Raw genomic sequence first — 13,468 nt, forward strand, 5'->3', positions numbered from 1 at the left:
TCGCCTACGCTGGGACGGGTGAGCGACCTGAGCGAGGTGGCCGCGGTCCTGGCGCGGGGCGACGGGGCGCGGGCGGTGGTCCGCGTGCTCGACCGGCACGGGTTCGGCACCGTCGAGCCCGGCCAGCTGCTCGTCGCGGGCGCGGACGGCGCACTCGGCGGGGAGCTGCTGCGCGGCGCGCTGGACGACCGCGCGACGGTGCTGGCGACGGAGGCGCGCGAGCGGCCCCAGGTCGTCGAGGCCCACGTGGCCGAGGACGCGGCCGTCGCCGCAGGGCTCGCGTGCGCGGGCGGGGCGACGCTGCTCGGCCACCCCCTCGGCGCGGCACCTGCGCGGGCGCTCGCCGAGGCGTTCGTGGCCGGGGTGCCGGCGGCGCTCGTCACGCGCGCGGACGGGTCGGCGTCGTTGGCGATCACCGGCGGCGAGCTCGACGTGGTCGAGGGCTCGCTGGGCTTCGCCGCCGTCGACGCGGCCGCCGCCGCCCACGCGCGGGGCCTGCTGCGGCGCGGGGCGACGGTCACCGAGCGCGTGGTGCTCGAGGACGGCGCCGACGTGCTCGTCGACCTGTGGGTGCCGGTGCCGACGGTCGTCGTGGTCGGTGGCGGCGCGATCGCCGACGCGCTGGCCGCCCAGAGCGCGCTGCTCGGGTGGACCTCGCGCCGCGCCGACACCGTGGCCGAGGCCGACGCCGCCGTCGCCGCGTTCACCGACGCCGACGTGCTCGTCCTGGTCGACCACGACCCCGCGTTCGACGCCGTCCTGCGCACCGGGCTGGGTCACGGATCCGGGCCTGGCCGGGGCTTCCTCGGCGCCCTGGGCTCGCGGCGCACCCAGGCGGCGCGGCGCGAGCGCCTGCTCGCCGCCGGCGTCACCGCGGAGCAGCTCGCGCGCATCCACGGGCCCGTGGGGCTCGACCTCGGCGCCCGCACCCCGGCCGAGACGGCGGTGTCGATCGTCGGCGAGGTGCTCGCCGCGCGCAGCGGCCGCGACCCGTCGGCCCTGGGCCGGGCGGCCGGACCGATCGGCGCATGAGCCGGCCCGACCCGACCGCCGGCCCGCGTCCCGCGTCGTCCGACACCGGCGGCACCGCCCGCGCCGCGCTGGCCTGGGCGCCGCGGGTGGTGGTCGGCGCGATCGTCGTCGCCCTGCTGCTCGTCGGCGGCACCGCGGTGCGGGTGTGGCAGCTCGGGCGGGTGGACGAGCGCCAGCCGGTGGACATGATCGTCGTGCTCGGCGCCGCGCAGTACGACGGGCGCCCGTCGCCGGTGTTCCGTGCGCGCCTGCAGCACGCCCTCGAGCTCTACGAGGAGGGGGTCGCGCCGCGGATCGTCACCGTCGGCGGGGCCGCGGCGGGCGACGCGTTCACCGAGGCGCAGGCCGGACAGCAGTGGCTCGTCGAGAACGGCGTGCCGGGCCAGGCGCTGCTGCCGGTCGACGAGGGCCGCGACACCTACGAGAGCTTCGAGGCCGTCGCCGGCGTCGCGGAGGTGCGCGGGTGGCGCTCGGCGGTGCTGGTCAGCGACCCGTGGCACTCGCTGCGCTCGCGCACCATGGCCGACGACGTCGGGCTCGAGGCGACGACGTCGCCGACGAAGCGCGGCCCGGTGGTGCAGACGCGCGAGACCCAGTTCCGCTACATCGTCCGCGAGACCGGGGCGTTGATCTACTACCACCTCACGCACGGGTCGCCGGACTTCTCCGACCCCGGGCTCGGCTAGCCGTGGACGCGGGGCACCGGGCGGCGCGCCTGTTCGACGAGGCGCCCAAGCCCGGCCGCGACCGTCGCTCGCCGTTCGCCCGCGACCGGGGCCGCGTGCTGCACTCCGCCGCCCTGCGCCGCCTCGCCGGCAAGACGCAGGTCGTCGGGCCCGACGAGGACGCCGCGGTCACCGGCGTGCCCCGCACGCGGCTGACGCACTCGCTCGAGGTCGCGCAGATCGGGCGGGGGATGGCCGAGGACCTGGGGGCCGACCCCGACGTCGTCGACACCGCCGGTCTGGCCCACGACATCGGCCACCCGCCGTACGGGCACAACGGCGAGCGGGCGCTGCACGCGCTGGCGGGCGACTGCGGCGGGTTCGAGGGCAACGCGCAGACGCTGCGGATCCTCACGCGGCTCGAGCCCAAGGTGTTCGACGACGACCGCTGCCGCGGGCTGAACCTCACGCGCGCCGTGCTCGACGCGTGCCTCAAGTACCCGTGGGAGCGCCGGCCCGGGCTGCGCAAGTTCGGCGTCTACCCCGACGACGTCGACGTCTTCACCTGGGTGCGCGAGGGCGTGACCGGCGACCGGCGCTGCGTCGAGGCGCAGATCATGGACTGGGCCGACGACGTCGCCTACTCGGTCCACGACCTCGAGGACGGCATCCTCGCCGGGCGCATCGTCCTCGCGTGGCTGGGCCGCCCGGCGGAGCGCGCCGAGCTCGCGGCGCTGGCCGCGGAGGCGTTCTCCGCCGCCCCGCCCGCCGACCTGGAGCACGCGGCCGGGGTGCTCGCGGAGCTGCCGGTGGTGCGCGCGGCCGCGGCCCACGGCGCGCACGACGGCTCGTTGGAGGCCACCGCCGCGCTCAAGCGCCTGACCAGCGAGCTCGTCGGGCGCTTCGTCACCCGCACCGTCGAGGCCACCCGCGACGCGGTCGGCGACGACGTCGTGCCGGCCGGGCACGGCGCGGACCTCGTGGTGCCCGCCGGCGTCGGCGCCGAGGTGGCGGTGCTCAAGGCGGCGGCGCTGCGCTGGGTGATGCGCGACCCGGCGCGGCTCGCGGTGCAGACGCAGCAGCGCGCGCTGGTCACCGAGCTGGTCGAGCGCCTCGTCGCGGGCGCTCCCCGCGCGCTGGACCCGGCGTTCGTCCCGGCGTGGGAGGCGGCCGGCGGCGACGCCGCGCGCCTGAGGGTCGTCGTCGACCAGGTCGCGGTACTCACCGACGCCGCCGTCCCGCAGTGGTGCGCCCGCCTGCGCGAGGCCCGCTCGGTGGGCTGAGGGACGCAGCGAACGGCCTGTTCGCTGCTTCTAGGCGCACGAACGCCCCGTTCGCGCTGCCACCGGTCGGTCCGCGAGGATGCTCCCGTGCAGCTGATCACCGTGGACGGTCACACCCCGGACGTCGACGCGGAGGCCTGGGTCGCGCCGGGCGCGGTCGTCGCGGGCCGCGTGACGATCGGCAAGGACACCGGCATCTGGTACACGGCGGTGGTCCGCGCCGACACCGAGGCGGTGACGGTGGGGGAGGGGACCTCCGTGCAGGACGGCACGGTGATCCACGCCGACCCCGGCTTCCCGGCGTCGATCGGCGCGAACGTGACCGTCGGGCACCGTGCGGTCGTGCACGGGTGCACCGTCGAGGACGACTGCCTGGTCGGTATGGGCGCGGTGATCCTCAACGGCGCGACGATCGGGCGCGGCTCGATCGTCGCCGCGGGCGCCGTGGTGTCGCAGGGCGTGGTGATCCCGCCGAACTCGCTGGTCGCGGGCGTCCCGGGCAAGGTGCGCCGCGAGACCACCGACGACGAGCGCTCCATGATCCAGATGAGCGCCGCGGCCTACCGCCACCTGCTCGGCCTGCACCGCGACGCCACCGCCTGAGGCGCCTCACGCCACCCGGAGCCCCGTCCCGCACCACCGCGCCACGGCCGCGCGCGCCTCCTCCGCGAGCTCCGGGGTGTCCTCGCCCGCCCACGCGACGTACCCGTCGGGGCGCACCAGCAGGACGTCGGGACGCCGTGTCGTGGGCGTCGCCCGCGCCGTGCGCACGACGGCGGCGTCGGCCACCGCCTCGGCGGCGAGCCCCAGCGCGCTCGCGTCGACGAGCACGAACCGCCCGTCGCGCAGCAGCTCGTAGAGCCGCTTGGTCCCGCAGACGACGTCGGGCGCGCGCCGGCCCGTCCAGGGATGGGCGCCGCGGGCGGCGGGGTAGGCGATGCCGATGCCGGTCAGCCGTCCGACGAGCGCGCGCCGCGCCGGCGGGACCCGCACGATCGTCCGTACCGCCACCCGCTGCAGCACCTTGCGGATGCGCGAGTAGCCCAGCACGAGGTTGTTGAACGCGTCGGTGAGGGCCAGGACCTGCGCGCCCACCCGGTGGCGCTCGGTCGCGTAGCTCTCGAGCAGCCACGCCGGCGCCCACCCCTGCACCGTCGCGCCGAGCTTCCACCCGAGGTTCACCGCGTCGCCGATCCCGGTGTTCATGCCCTGCCCGCCGAGCGGGGAGTGCACGTGCGCGGCGTCGCCGGCGAGCAGCACGCGCCCCACCCGGTACTGCGCGGCCTGCCGGCGCTCGCTGAGGAACCGCGTGCTCCACCGCTGCTCGAGCATCCCGAAGTCCGTCCCGGCGATCCGCACGAACGCCTCGCGCACCTCGTCCATCGGCAGCGGCTCGGCCAGCGGCACCTGCTCGGCCAGCGGCACCTGCTCGCGCTGCCGGTCCCACGCGATCGCGCGGAACCAGCCGTCGCCGAACGGGATGACGACCACGGCGCCGGCCGGTCCCGTCTCGGCGAACATCGCCCCCTGCGGCGGTGCGGCGAGCCGGACGTCGGCGAGCAGGATGTGGGTCGCGTACTCGGTGCCGGTGAACGGGACGCCGAGCAGGCGGCGGACCGCGCTGTGGGCGCCGTCGCAGCCCACGACGTAGCGGGCGGTCTCCTCGGTGCCGTCGGCGAGCTCGAGGACGACGTGGACGATGTCCTGGCGCAGCCCGGTCACCTCGGCGCCGCGGACGATCTCCACGCCGGCCTCGTGGGCGCGCCGTTCGAGGACCTGCTCGGTCCCGCTCTGCGGCACGATGAGCAGCATCGGGTAGCGCGAGTCGATCTCGCCGAGGTCGATCGTCGCGCCGGACGTCGGGGTGATCTCGCGGATCGGCACGCCCCGCGGGAGCAGCTCGTCGGCCATCCCGCGGGCGTCGAGGAGCTCGAGCGTGCGGGCGTGCACCGCGAAGGCGCGGGTGGTGTCGGGCGTCTCCGTCCGTCGTTCCAGCACCCGGCAGCGCACCCCGGCCAGGGCGAGCTCGGTCGCGAGCATCAGGCCGGTCGGTCCGGCGCCGACCACGGCCACGTCGGTGGTCTCCACGGTGCTCCTCCGGTCAGGGGACGAGGTACAGCCAGGTCGCCACGACGAACAGCGCGAGCGCCGCCCACGTCGCCGCGGCGCGCAGCCAGTTCACGCGCAGCCAGCGCCCGCGGGCGTCGCGCCAGTCCGCCGGGGGGTCGGCGGCGTCCCACGCGAGGATCACCGCGTAGTTCGGTTCGGCCGCGAACCGCGAGGTCAGCACGGGTCCGGCGACGACGAGGGCGAGACCGGTCGCGGTGAGCACGAACGGAGCCCCGCCCGGGTCCGCCCGCAGCCCGACGAGGGCGACCACGGGGGTGAGGACCATGGCGGCGAGGAGCCCGTAGTTGGTGGGGGAGCGCTGGGCGACGGGCAGGAAGCGCTGCAGGCCGCCGGCGAAGCCGGGCGCGTCCAGCCTGCCGTACACCGGGTGCAGGATCGTCGTGAGCATGAGCAGCAGCCCCGACCACAGGGCGGTGGCGACGACGGCGGCGACGAGCCCGAGCGCGGCGAGCATCACGCCTCCAGGACGCGGCGGGGCACGGCGAGCGCGAGCAGCGGCACGACGAGCGAGACGGCGACGAGCAGCAGCGAGAAGGTCGTCACGGCTCCGGCCGGGATGACGACGAGCTTGAAGGAGTCGATCGCGGTGTGGAGCACGGCCGGCGCCCACACCGTGCCGCGCCCGGTCTCGAAGAGGTACGCGAGCGGGATCGACGTCGCCGCGGCGACGGCCATCGCCCCGAGCCCCACCGCCACGCCCGACGTGACGAGGATCGGCAGGTGCGTCGCCGCGAGCAGCGGCATCGTCCACGCGACGGCGGCGGAGAACGAGCGGCCTCGGCGCAGCCGGCGGTAGGCGTAGCCCCGCCAGACGATCTCCTCGGCCAGCCCGTGCAGGGCGAACACCCCGACGAGCAGCCACGGCCAGCCGGGGCGCAGGGCGACCGTCGCGCCCGTGACGAGCGAGGTCAGCGGATAGACGAGCAGGACGGCGGCCGAGACGCCCGCGGCGAGCCCGAGGACGCGGGCCCGGGTCCGGCCGAGCCCGAGGCGGCGGAGCGCCACGCGGGGCCGGACACCGTGGAACACCTCCTCGACCACCACCGCCGCGACGAGGACCGCCGCGAGCAGCAGGACGCCCCACCGCGCGGTCGGGTCGAGGGTCGCGACGGCCTGGAGCACGCCCCAGAGCACGAGGAACCCGACCAGGAAGCGCCCCCACGCCCGGGCGCCGCGCACGGCGGCGTCGCGGGCCGCCCCGTCGGGGGTCGGCGGCGCGCTCGCCGTGACCATGGCAGGACCTCCCGCCGCACTGCCGGACGGCCGCAGGGTGAGGTCGGACGGCGCGGGCCGCACCACCCGCGCGGGGTGAACCGGACCGGCTCGACAGCGGTGCGCCGGAGGCGCACCCGCCCCTACGATCGCCGCGATGAGGTACACCGTCAGCGACGACGACACCGCGATCGCCCTGGGCAGCGGCGACGTGCCCGTGCTCGGCACGCCGCGGCTGATCGCGTGGCTCGAGGCGGAGACCGTGGCCGAGGCCGCCTCGCGCCTGGCGCCGGAGCAGACCACCGTCGGCGCGGCGATCCGCGTGCGGCACCGGCGCCCGACGCCGGTCGGCGGCGTCGTCGACGTCTACGCCACCCTCACCACCGACGGCGACCGGCTCACCTTCGACGTCAGCGCCATCGACGGCGACGGGCACTACGTCGCCGACGGCGAGATCGACCGCGTCGTGGTGGACCGGGCGGCGTTCTCGTCCTGACTCAGGGCACGATCGAGTCGACGTACCCGCCGTCGACGCGCACCGCCGCGCCCGTCGTGGCCGAGGCCAGCGGCGAGGCCAGGTACGTGACGAGGTGCGCGATCTCCTCGGGCTCGATGAGGCGCTGCAGCAGCGACTGCGGCCGGTACTCGATCATGAACCGGCGCTGCGCCTCGTCCCACGGCAGGTCGTCGCCGACGAGCTCGCGCACGAACCCCTCGACGCCGCCGGTGTGCGTGGGGCCGGCGATCACGGAGTTGACGGTGACGCCGGTGCCGGCGGCCTCCTTGGCGAACCCGCGGGACACCGCGAGCAGGGCCGTCTTCGACATCCCGTAGTGGATCATCTCGGAGGGGATGACGACGGCCGAGTCGCTGGCGATGTCGAGCACCCGGCCCCAGCCGCGGGCGGTCATCCCGGGCAGGTAGGTGCGGATGAGGCGCGTCGCGGCCAGCACGTTGACCTCGAAGTAGCGGCGCCAGTCGTCGTCGCTGATCTCCAGCGCCGGCTGCGCGCCGAAGATGCCGAGGTTGTTGACCAGCACGTCGACGTCGGGCTCGGCGGCCGCGAGGGCCTCGGCGCCCTCGGCGGTGGCGACGTCGGCGGCGACCCCGACGACCTCGCCGCCGGTCTCCTCGCGGATCGCGGCCACGGCCTCGTCCACCCGCTCCCGGCCCCGGCCGTTGACGACCACCCGCGCCCCGGCGCGGGCGAGGTCGACGGCGATCGCCCGCCCGATGCCCCCGGTCGAGCCCGTGACCAGCGCGGTCCGTCCGGACAGGTCGAGCTGCATGGTGCTGCCTCCTCGGCGTCGCTGACGTGCTGGAGGAGGCAACCGACCGATGCGCGCCGACCTTCCCGCAGCGGGTCCCTACACTCAGGGGCATGGCGGGGCGCATCCGGGACGCGGACATCGCGGAGGTGCGCGACCGCAACCGGGTGGACGAGGTCGTCGGCGAGTACGTCGCGCTGCGCCGCGCGAGCGCCGGGTCGGTGAAGGGGCTCTGCCCGTTCCACGACGAGAAGACGCCGTCGTTCAACGTGCGCCCCACCCACGGCACGTTCCACTGCTTCGGCTGCGGCGAGGGCGGCAGCGTCATCGACTTCATCATGAAGATCGAGCAGCTGGGCTTCGTCGAGGCGGTGGAGAAGCTCGCGGACCGGGTCGGCTACCGCCTCACGTACGAGGGTGGCGGGTCGAGCGTCCAGAAGGACCGCGGCACGCGCACCCGGTTGCTCGCGGCGAACAAGCTCGCCGCGGAGTTCTACGCCGAGCAGCTGCGCGCCCCGGGGGAGGCCCAGAAGGCCCGCGAGTTCCTCGCCGAGCGCGGCTTCGACCAGGCCGCGGCCGAGGACTTCGGCTGCGGGTTCGCGCCGTCGGGGTGGGACAAGCTCACCAAGCACCTGCTCGCCCAGGGCTACACGCTCGAGGAGCTGGAGAAGGCGGGGCTCTCGCGGCCCGGCCAGCGGGGCTACATGGACCGGTTCCACCGGCGCCTGCTCTGGCCGATCCGCGACCTCGGCGGCGACGTCGTCGGCTTCGGCGCGCGGCGGCTGTTCGACGACGACCGCATCGAGGCCAAGTACCTCAACACCCCCGAGACGCCCGTCTACCACAAGTCGAAGGTGCTCTTCGGGCTCGACAAGGCCAAGCGGGAGATCGCGAAGACCCGCCAGGCGGTGATCGTCGAGGGCTACACCGACGTCATGGCCATGCACCTCGCCGGCGTGAGGACCGCCGTCGCGAGCTGCGGCACGGCGTTCGGCGACGAGCACGTGGCGGTGCTGCGCCGCCTGCTCATGGACGACTCGTTCGACCGCGGCGAGGTCATCTACGTCTTCGACGGCGACGCCGCCGGGCAGGCCGCGGCGCGCAAGGCGTTCGAGGGCGACCAGCAGTTCGCCACCCAGACCTACATCGCCGTCGCCCCCGACGACATGGACCCCTGCGACCTGCGGCAACGGCGGGGTGAGATCGCGCTGCGCGACCTGGTCGCCCAGCGCGCCCCGCTGTTCAGCTTCATCATCCGGGCGATCCTCGACGAGCACGACCTCGGCACCGTCGAGGGCCAGGTCGCGGCGCTGCAGCGCGCCGTCCCCGAGGTCGCCCGCATCCGCCGCGAGGACCTGCGCGACGGCTACGCCCGCCGGCTCGCGGGCTGGGTCGGGTGGACCGACGAGGCACAGGTGGTGCGCCGGGTGCGCGAGACCGCCGGCGCGCCCGTCGACGCCCCCGCCCGCCGGGCACCACGCAGGCCCCAGGGCCGCGGCACCGACGGGCCCGCGCTGCCCGCCCGCGACGACCCGCGCCTGCGCGTGCAGCGCGAGGTGCTCAAGGCCGCGCTGCAGGCACCGGCGCTCGCCGGCCCGCTGTACGACTCGCTGCCCGAGGACGCCTTCAACGACGCGGCCTACCTCGCGGTGCACCGGGCGGTGCTCGCCGCCGGGGGCACGTCGGCGGGGTGGTCGGGCTCGGCGTGGATCGAGGCCGTCGGCGCCGAGGTCCCGAGCGGCTACCGCTCGCTCGTGCACGAGCTGGCCGTCGAGCCGCTCCAGACCCGCGAGCCCGACGAGCACCGCTACATCACCTCGATGATGAGCGCGCTGCAGGGCACGCTCGTCGAGCGCCAGGTCTCGGAGATCAAGTCGCGGCTGCAGCGGCTCTCGCCGATCAACGACGCCGATGAGTACCACGAGCTCTACGGCGACCTCGTCGCGCTCGAGCAGTACAAGAAGGCACTGCGCGACCAGGCCACCGGGGCGGTCTCGCTGTGAGCGGCGTGCTCGACCGCCTCACCGCCCTGCTCACCGGGCGCGAGCCGGTGCCCGAGGGCTTCACGGGCACGCTCGACGACGGCGAGCGGGTGATCGCCGACGGCCGGGGGCCGCGCGGGTCGATCGTGCTGGCGACCGACCTCGGGCTCTGGCTGCCGCCCGCGGCCTCGGGCGACGGGGCGCGGCGCGTCGCGTGGCACCTCGTCACCAAGGCGACGTGGGCGGGCGGCGCGCTCGAGGTGATCGAGGCCGACGAGGTCGAGGAGCTCGCGGGCGGCGTGATCGTGCTCGCCGACCGTGCCGCGCGCCGCGTGCCGCTGACCGCGCCCGGCAGGCTCCCGGAGACCGTGCACCGGCGCGTCACCGCGGCGGTCAAGGACAGCCAGCACCACGACCTCGGCGACGGCGGGGCATGGTTCGTCCAGCGGCGCGTGCCCGGCGGGGCCATCGTCCTGCACGTGCGCCCCGACCCCGGCACCGACCCGGAGGTCGTGCGCACCGTGGCGGCCGGGGTGGGGGAGAAGCTGCGGGCGGGACGCGCAGCGGAGCGGAGCCGGGACCTCGGGGACGCGCGCGAGCCGTGACCCTCACCTGGGACCCGGCGCTCTACCGCCGCCACGACGACCACCGGGCCCGCCCGTTCCTCGACCTCGTCGCGCGGATCGGGACGCCGGGGCCGCGCGAGGTCGTCGACCTCGGCTGCGGGCCGGGGCACCTGACCGGCCTGCTCGCGCAGCGGTGGCCGCACGCGCGGGTGCGGGCGTCGGACGCGTCGCCGGACATGGTCGCCGCGGCGCGGGAGAACGGGGTGGCGGCCGAGCTCGCCGACGTCCGCGACTTCGCGCCCGGCCCGGAGACCGACGTCGTCGTCAGCAACGCGGTGCTGCACTGGGTGCCCGAGCACCGCGAGCTCCTGGCCCGCTGGGCGGCGGACCTGCCCGCGGGCGGGTGGCTCGCGGTGCAGGTGCCGGGCAACGAGCGCTCGCCGTCGCACACGATCCCGCGCGACCTCCTGGCGAGCCCGGCGTGGGCCGCGCTCGTGCCGGACGGCCTGCCGGGCTACGGCGTCGGCGAGCCCGCGGACTACGCGCGGCTGCTGGCGGTGGCCCGCCCCGGCGGCGTCGTCGACTGCTGGGAGACGACGTACCTGCACCCGCTCACCGGGGACGACCCGGTCGGCGACTGGATCGCGGGCACCACCCTGCGCCCGGTGCGCGACGTGCTCGACGACGCCGGGTGGGAGCGCCTGCGCGCGGACCTCGCGCCCCGGTTGCGCGACGCCTACCCGCCCGACGACGCCGGCGTCACGTGGTTCGGGTTCCGGCGCGTCTTCGCGGTGCTCGGCGCCTGACCTACCGGCCGGTGCCGTTGGTGGTGGACCGGCCCGGCGCCGACGGCTGACCGCCTCCGCCCGCGGCGCCACCCGACGGTGCCACCCGCTCGCGGGCCATCGCCACGCCGGTCTGGACGGCCTCGCCGGCCTTCGCGCGGGCCACGCCGGCCGCCCCCTGGACGCTCGGGTGGTCGGCCACGCGGCGGTAGGCGCGCGAGATCTGCTCGTAGCGCTCGCGCCCGGCCCGCGTGCCGAGCACGTAGCCCACACCGGCACCCAGCAGGAACGGGATCATCATCAGGCGTTCTCCTCCGCGACGTCTCGTGCGGGCCCATCCTGCCCCACCCCGCGGGGAGGGGCGGTGAGCCCCGTGCGGTAACGTGTACCCAGTCCGGCCGGGAGAGTCGGACGTCGGCAGTCCTCCGTAGCTCAATCGGCAGAGCATTCGGCTGTTAACCGAAGGGTTACTGGTTCGAGTCCAGTCGGAGGAGCCCTTCCCCCAGGTCACAGCGACGATGGCCTGGTGCGCGCCCCCGTTCTCGACGTCGGTCGCGGGGTGCACGGCGCTGGTGCTCGGCGCGCCGCGCCACCGCCTCACCGGTCAGTCGGCGGGCCACGCCTCGTCGTCGGCGACGGTGGAGCGCCGGGGACGGACTGCGGCGCGCACGAGCCCGGAGGCGGGCGTCTGGATTCACCACGTCGAGTGAATCCGTCCCCGAGTCGAGTGAACCTGGGCGCGGTGCCCTGGTGCCGACCACCCCGCGGTGGGCACGCTCTGCTCCGAGCCGGTGACGACGTCCCGGCGGTCCGGTGCCCCGGGGGGCACCGACGGCGAGATGGTGGGCCGGACCAGGCAGCTGGGGAGCGGGCCCTCCGGCCCACCATCATCGCGAGCCGTTCCGCCCTGGTCAGCGCGTGGTCGTGGTCGGTGTCGGCGTGGCCGGTGTCGTCGTGGTGGGCGCCGGCGCCGTGGTGGGGGCCGGGCCGGTGGTCGTGGTCGTCGTGGGCGGTGTCGCGGGCGGTGTCGTGGTCGTGCTCGTGGTGGTGCCGGAGCACGTCACCTGCTTCGTCACCGGCGCGCTCGGGGCGCTGGTCCAGTTGCCGGCGCTCGCGGTGACCCGCACGGTGATGCCGGTCAGCGTCGTCGTGGTGGTCAGCGTCGTGGACGTGCCGGTGACGGTCTTCGTCGGCGGCACGCCGATGGTCAGCAGGCGGCTCGACTCGACCGTGTACTGGCCCGCCCCGCTCACGACGTTCCAGCTCACGGGGATGGTCGCGGTGGTGACCAGGCCGCTCGTCGTGCACGTGACCGTGCCGATCGCGACGCCGGTCGGGGTGCCGATCTGGCCCGCGCGCGCCGACGCGGTGCCGGTGCTGGTGCTGCGCCACGCCGCGGTCGCCACGCCGCCGCCCGCGAGCAGCAGCGTGACGACCAGGGCGGCGACGATCCCGCGCCGGCTCATGCGCTCGTGATCGCGACGGTCACGGGGATGGTGAAGGTCGCGTTCTGACATCCGGTCTCCGAGGCGCTGGTCATCGACGCCGCGCCGGCGAGCGTCACCGTCGCCGACCCGTTCGCCGGGATCGCGGTCCCCGGCGATGCCGTCGTCATGCTGACGCCCGTGGTCGCGCACGTCCCCACACCGCCGGCCGCCGTCGGGGCGCCGGTGGGGGCGACCGAGGTGACCGTGACGGGGTAGGCGTTCGGGTTGGTGACGGTGAGCTTCACGTCGCCGCTGGTGCCCGGGTAGAGCAGGCTCGTGGTGAACGCGGTGCCGGGCACCGCGGTCGCCGTCGGTGGCAGGGCCTGGCCGGCCCGCGACGACGCGGCGCCGCCGCCGCTCGACAGCCAGGCGGCCGAGGCGAGCCCGGCGCCCAGCAGGACGGCGACGGCGACACCGACGACGCCGACGGTCGGCAGGCGGCGCGCCCACCACCGCCACGAGACCCGTCGCCCGGACGACCAGCGAGCGCGTCCGAGGGGGGACACGGCTCAGGTGGCCGCGGAGGCCAGGCTCGCGGTGAGCGGCAGCACGAACGTCTGGTCCTGGCAGGAGTTCGCCGGGTCGGCGATCATCTTCGCCTGCAGCGTGTACGTGCCCGTGCCGCCCGGCGGGATCGTGCCGGTGGGGCTGGTCAGTCCGCCGGTGGTGACGGTGCCGGCGGGGCAGCCGTCGCCGGTGGCGTTCGAGCTGCCGGGCGAGATCGCGGTGACGATCACGGGGTACGGGTTCGGGTTGTCGACCCTGACGGTGGCCGTCGTCGTCGCCCCGGGGTAGAGGCCGGCCGCACGGTCCTGCGGCGTGATCGTCGAGCTGACGGCCTGGGTCGAGGTGCCCTCGGCCGTGCCGGCCCCGCTGGAGAGCCACGCGGCGAGCGCGACGCCCGCGACGCAGGCGAGCGCGATCCCCCCGACGATGGCGCCGAGACGCCTCTTGGTCTTCGTTTCCACGTCGATCGCTCCTTGTGCCGGACGTCGGTCGTTCCCGACGTTCCGGACCGGAGGTAGTCCGGATGACGTAGCTGACAATCGGACGAACGG

Annotated in this window: 17 protein-coding genes and 1 tRNA gene; 11 read left to right on the forward strand and 7 right to left on the reverse strand. The window is 75.9% G+C overall.

What is annotated here, in order from left to right:
- The first annotated feature begins 18 nt into the window (after positions 1–18).
- The 4 genes from PGB27_RS17380 to PGB27_RS17395 all read left to right on the forward strand — a co-directional run bounded on the left by PGB27_RS17380 (position 19) and on the right by PGB27_RS17395 (position 3,583).
- Positions 19–1,032, forward strand: a complete 1,014-nt coding sequence (locus PGB27_RS17380) for an XdhC family protein (RefSeq protein WP_274201643.1) — start codon at positions 19–21, stop codon at positions 1,030–1,032.
- Positions 1,029–1,718 (forward strand): YdcF family protein, encoded by a 690-nt coding sequence (locus PGB27_RS17385; protein WP_274201644.1) that lies wholly within the window; start codon positions 1,029–1,031, stop codon positions 1,716–1,718. The genes PGB27_RS17380 and PGB27_RS17385 overlap by 4 nt, the downstream gene beginning before the upstream one ends.
- 2 nt (positions 1,719–1,720) lie before the next feature.
- Positions 1,721–2,980 carry a deoxyguanosinetriphosphate triphosphohydrolase gene (locus tag PGB27_RS17390; protein ID WP_408630088.1) on the forward strand — a complete coding sequence of 420 codons (1,260 nt, stop codon included), beginning with the start codon at positions 1,721–1,723 and terminating at the stop codon, positions 2,978–2,980.
- An 87-nt stretch (positions 2,981–3,067) separates the two neighbouring features.
- Positions 3,068–3,583: a gamma carbonic anhydrase family protein gene (locus PGB27_RS17395; RefSeq protein WP_274201645.1), complete on the forward strand. Its 516-nt coding sequence runs from the start codon at positions 3,068–3,070 to the stop codon at positions 3,581–3,583.
- Between the two features lie 6 nt (positions 3,584–3,589).
- Here PGB27_RS17395 and PGB27_RS17400 read toward each other — a convergent pair whose 3' ends face one another.
- Genes PGB27_RS17400 through PGB27_RS17410 form a run of 3 tightly spaced genes read right to left on the reverse strand, consistent with a single transcriptional unit; the run spans position 3,590 to position 6,343 of the window.
- Entirely contained in the window at positions 3,590–5,068 is a 1,479-nt protein-coding gene (locus PGB27_RS17400) for an FAD-dependent monooxygenase (protein ID WP_274201646.1), read from the reverse strand.
- 13 nt (positions 5,069–5,081) lie between these two features.
- On the reverse strand, positions 5,082–5,564 hold the full coding sequence (locus tag PGB27_RS17405) for a DUF1772 domain-containing protein (protein WP_274201647.1): 483 nt from the start codon (positions 5,562–5,564) through the stop codon (positions 5,082–5,084).
- Positions 5,564–6,343: a CPBP family intramembrane glutamic endopeptidase gene (locus PGB27_RS17410; RefSeq protein WP_274201648.1), complete on the reverse strand. Its 780-nt coding sequence runs from the start codon at positions 6,341–6,343 to the stop codon at positions 5,564–5,566. Before PGB27_RS17410 ends, PGB27_RS17405 begins: the two co-directional genes overlap by 1 nt.
- Positions 6,344–6,479: 136 nt before the next feature.
- Between PGB27_RS17410 and PGB27_RS17415 the strand changes: the two genes are divergently transcribed.
- On the forward strand, positions 6,480–6,818 hold the full coding sequence (locus PGB27_RS17415; RefSeq protein ID WP_274201649.1) for a thioesterase family protein: 339 nt from the start codon (positions 6,480–6,482) through the stop codon (positions 6,816–6,818).
- 1 nt (position 6,819) lies between these two features.
- Here the strand turns inward: PGB27_RS17415 and PGB27_RS17420 are convergent, their stop codons facing one another.
- Entirely contained in the window at positions 6,820–7,611 is a 792-nt protein-coding gene (locus PGB27_RS17420; protein WP_274201650.1) for an SDR family NAD(P)-dependent oxidoreductase, read from the reverse strand.
- 92 nt (positions 7,612–7,703) lie between these two features.
- On the opposite strand from PGB27_RS17420, the gene dnaG reads away from it, so the two are divergent.
- Genes dnaG through PGB27_RS17435 form a run of 3 tightly spaced genes read left to right on the forward strand, consistent with a single transcriptional unit; the run spans position 7,704 to position 10,944 of the window.
- The gene (gene dnaG / locus PGB27_RS17425) at positions 7,704–9,593 is read left to right on the forward strand and encodes a DNA primase (protein ID WP_274201651.1); all 1,890 of its coding nucleotides are present in this window, start codon (positions 7,704–7,706) and stop codon (positions 9,591–9,593) included.
- On the forward strand, positions 9,590–10,177 hold the full coding sequence (locus PGB27_RS17430; protein ID WP_274201652.1) for a hypothetical protein: 588 nt from the start codon (positions 9,590–9,592) through the stop codon (positions 10,175–10,177). The genes dnaG and PGB27_RS17430 overlap by 4 nt, the downstream gene beginning before the upstream one ends.
- Positions 10,174–10,944 carry a trans-aconitate 2-methyltransferase gene (locus PGB27_RS17435; RefSeq protein WP_274201653.1) on the forward strand — a complete coding sequence of 257 codons (771 nt, stop codon included), beginning with the start codon at positions 10,174–10,176 and terminating at the stop codon, positions 10,942–10,944. The genes PGB27_RS17430 and PGB27_RS17435 overlap by 4 nt, the downstream gene beginning before the upstream one ends.
- Before the next feature lies 1 nt (position 10,945).
- Here PGB27_RS17435 and PGB27_RS17440 read toward each other — a convergent pair whose 3' ends face one another.
- Positions 10,946–11,224 carry a hypothetical protein gene (locus PGB27_RS17440; protein ID WP_274201654.1) on the reverse strand — a complete coding sequence of 93 codons (279 nt, stop codon included), beginning with the start codon at positions 11,222–11,224 and terminating at the stop codon, positions 10,946–10,948.
- A gap of 120 nt (positions 11,225–11,344) precedes the next feature.
- Here PGB27_RS17440 and PGB27_RS17445 point away from each other — a divergent pair.
- The 3 genes from PGB27_RS17445 (at position 11,345) to PGB27_RS17455 (ending at position 12,399) form a co-directional block, all read left to right on the forward strand.
- Positions 11,345–11,417 (forward strand) — tRNA-Asn (locus PGB27_RS17445).
- A gap of 24 nt (positions 11,418–11,441) precedes the next feature.
- Positions 11,442–11,633, forward strand: coding sequence for a hypothetical protein (locus PGB27_RS17450; RefSeq protein WP_274201655.1), 192 nt, complete (start codon positions 11,442–11,444; stop codon positions 11,631–11,633).
- 208 nt (positions 11,634–11,841) lie between these two features.
- Positions 11,842–12,399, forward strand: coding sequence for a hypothetical protein (locus tag PGB27_RS17455; RefSeq protein WP_274201656.1), 558 nt, complete (start codon positions 11,842–11,844; stop codon positions 12,397–12,399).
- Here PGB27_RS17455 and PGB27_RS17460 read toward each other — a convergent pair.
- Together PGB27_RS17460 and PGB27_RS17465 are read right to left on the reverse strand one after the other, a co-directional pair.
- On the reverse strand, positions 12,386–12,916 hold the full coding sequence (locus PGB27_RS17460; RefSeq protein ID WP_274201657.1) for a hypothetical protein: 531 nt from the start codon (positions 12,914–12,916) through the stop codon (positions 12,386–12,388). The two genes, PGB27_RS17455 and PGB27_RS17460, sit on opposite strands and share 14 nt — an antisense overlap.
- 3 nt (positions 12,917–12,919) lie before the next feature.
- A complete protein-coding gene (locus tag PGB27_RS17465) occupies positions 12,920–13,378 on the reverse strand; it encodes a hypothetical protein (RefSeq protein ID WP_274201658.1) in 459 nt (152 codons plus the stop codon).
- Positions 13,379–13,468 lie beyond the last annotated feature (90 nt).

Source organism: Actinomycetospora lemnae (assembly GCF_028737315.1).
GTDB lineage: Bacteria > Actinomycetota > Actinomycetes > Mycobacteriales > Pseudonocardiaceae > Actinomycetospora > Actinomycetospora lemnae.

Bases quoted from the DNA above. Each gene is read 5' to 3' on its own strand.
- PGB27_RS17385 (WP_274201644.1), top strand. From the start codon at position 1,029: ATGAGCCGGCCCGACCCGACCGCCGGCCCGCGTCCCGCGTCGTCCGAC.
- PGB27_RS17405 (WP_274201647.1), bottom strand. From the start codon at position 5,564: ATGCTCGCCGCGCTCGGGCTCGTCGCCGCCGTCGTCGCCACCGCCCTG.
- PGB27_RS17410 (WP_274201648.1), bottom strand. From the start codon at position 6,343: ATGGTCACGGCGAGCGCGCCGCCGACCCCCGACGGGGCGGCCCGCGAC.
- PGB27_RS17415 (WP_274201649.1), top strand. From the start codon at position 6,480: ATGAGGTACACCGTCAGCGACGACGACACCGCGATCGCCCTGGGCAGC.
- PGB27_RS17420 (WP_274201650.1), bottom strand. From the start codon at position 7,611: ATGCAGCTCGACCTGTCCGGACGGACCGCGCTGGTCACGGGCTCGACC.
- dnaG (WP_274201651.1), top strand. From the start codon at position 7,704: ATGGCGGGGCGCATCCGGGACGCGGACATCGCGGAGGTGCGCGACCGC.
- PGB27_RS17440 (WP_274201654.1), bottom strand. From the start codon at position 11,224: ATGATGATCCCGTTCCTGCTGGGTGCCGGTGTGGGCTACGTGCTCGGC.
- PGB27_RS17450 (WP_274201655.1), top strand. From the start codon at position 11,442: ATGGCCTGGTGCGCGCCCCCGTTCTCGACGTCGGTCGCGGGGTGCACG.